2 protein-coding genes are annotated in these 2183 nt (G+C 74.0%); both read right to left on the bottom strand.

Going from position 1 to position 2183, the window contains the following annotated elements:
* On the bottom strand, nucleotides 1–1122 hold a 1122-nt coding region (locus tag DQW06_RS24645), incomplete at its 3' end, for a DUF2510 domain-containing protein (RefSeq protein WP_117199402.1).
* A 99-nt stretch (nucleotides 1123–1221) separates the two neighbouring features.
* The gene (locus tag DQW06_RS24640) at nucleotides 1222–2001 is read right to left on the bottom strand and encodes a hypothetical protein (protein ID WP_041552276.1); all 780 of its coding nucleotides are present in this window, start codon (nucleotides 1999–2001) and stop codon (nucleotides 1222–1224) included.
* Between the last annotated feature and the right edge of the window lie 182 nt (nucleotides 2002–2183).

Raw genomic sequence — 2183 nt, 5'->3', positions numbered from 1 at the left:
GCCCGGCCCCTGCGCGCCCGGGGGCTGCTCCTCGGCGCGGCGCCGGGCCTCCTCCTCGCGGCGCTTGGCCTCCTCCTGGAGTTCGGCCTCCCTGCGGACCCGCTCCTCCTCACGCCGCTTGGCCGCCTCCTCCTCGGAGTGGCGGCGCTGCTCCTTGCGCTCCTCGGACAGGTCGGACCAGCCCTCCTTGAGGCTGCCCAGGAACTTGTTGAACTTGCCGCCCTTCTTGTTCCCCTCGTCCGCGCCTCCCGAGAAGGCGGGGTCGCCCGGGTTGAACACGGCCGTACCGGAGGGTTCGCCACCCGAGGGGTTGAACACCGCGGTACCGGCGGTCCCGCCCCCTGCGGCCCCGCCTCCGGAGAAGGCCGGGTCGGCCGGGTCGAACACGGCCGTACCGGAGGTCCCGCCGCCCGGGAGCGCGGGGTCGTTCGGGTCGAACACGGCGGTGCGCGGCGCCTCACTCGGAGTCCCCGCCGACCCGGGGGCACCGGGGGCACCAGGAGTGCCGGAAGCACCGGGACCACCCGGGTCGAACACCGCGGTGCGCGGCGCCTCACCGCCCAGGTCGTCGTCGGTCAGGTTGGACGTGGGGATCTCGTCGTCGGTGAGGTCGGCGGTGGGCAGTTCGTCCTCGTCGCGCCGGGGAAGGTCGCCCGGGTTGACCCGCACGGTCGCCCCGTCGCCCGACCCGTACCCGCCGTCCGTCCCCGGGCCGCCGCCGCGGCCCGGGAGGTCGGCCGGGTCGACGCGCATCGTGGAGTTCGTGCCGCTCAGGTCGGCGGTGGGCTCCTCGTCATCGTCGCCGCCCCGCGCCCAGGAGGGGTTGATGCGCATGGTGCTGGGCTCGTCGTCGATCGGTGCCGCCGACTGCGTCTGGGAGGGGCCCAGCCGCACCGTTCCGGGATCCTCCTCGTCGGAGGCGGGGGCGCCCTGTCCGGACCCGCCCTGTCCGGATCCGCCCAGGTGGGTGGTCGCGGCCTCCTCGTCTCCCGGATCGCCACCGCCCTGGAGCTCGCTCAGGGAACGGGTATGCCGTGTCCACTCGCTGCCGTTCCACCATCTGAGCGTCTGCGCGTCGCCCTGCGGGTCCGCGTACCAACCCGGCTCGATAGATCCACCCATGGGCGACAGACTAAAGGGTTGCGGAACGGCGATGAACCAGTGGTGTCCGATTACCGGTGGTCAGGACACCCGGACCATTTTTCTCCTGCCGTGTTGTACTCACCTCATCGCGGAGGGTCGCGGGTCGGCGGGAGCGCGCGGACCGCTCGGCGGCGGGACGAGGCCGGTGGCCAGCAGCCGTGCGGTGTCCAGTCCTCCGGGTCCCTTGGCGCAGGAGCCGGGGACCTGGTCGTGGCCGAAGTGCCCTCCCCTGGCCCACGCGCGCGCCACCCGCGCCGCGCGCGTGGCCTCGGCGGAGTGCGGCGCCGTCGCACTGTGCGCGGCCGCGCTACCCGTCGCCGCGACGCCCGCCGCCACAGTGTCCGACACCGCGCTCCTCATGCCCGGTATCCGCGCTTCCCCGCTCCTCTTCTCCGGGCTCCCCGCGTCCACGGCCCCCGCCACCGACTCCGCGGGGTCCGCGCGCCAGACCCGCTCCACCCCCCAGGAGTCCAACCACGTCAGGATCGGGGACAGCCCGCGCATCGGGCCGTCGGTGAAGGGGATCTCCCACGAGGACACCACCGCCACCACCAGACACACCCGCCCCTCATGGCCGTGGTCGTGGTACAGCTCGTACTGGTGCGTGCCGCCCAAGGGCAGGCGTCCGCGGCAGGTCGCGGCCAGGGTCTGGACCACGTCGCCGGTCAGCGGGTTCCACACCAGGTGCGCCTCGCGCTCCTCGTTCACCAGCCGCCGCGCCTCCTCGCGCGCGGACCAGGCCCCGGGGTCGGACCCCGTCACCGTCCACACGGCGCGCGGAGCGCCGATCCCGGGGGGTGTCCGGTTGCTCGTCCCACCGCCGAACCTCTCGGCGCCGGGCATCCACGCCTCCGTCATGGCCTTCCCCCAACCGGTCGTCGTGTGCCGGGCCTCTCCGGTACCGCGGGGCACCCCCCCGACTCCTCTCTGAGTACGCCAACGCAACGGAGAAGTCCAGAGCCCCTCACTCAGAGGACAGGGACTTGTCACCGCCCGTCGGCGTCCCGTGGGAAGGGGCCGTATCCGCGTGTGGGGGAGGG

It is taken from the genome of Nocardiopsis sp. TNDT3 (assembly GCF_003427465.1).
Lineage (GTDB): Bacteria > Actinomycetota > Actinomycetes > Streptosporangiales > Streptosporangiaceae > Nocardiopsis > Nocardiopsis dassonvillei.
The sequence above is the reverse complement of the archived record's forward strand: the minus strand, read 5'-3'. Positions and strand labels throughout refer to the sequence as shown.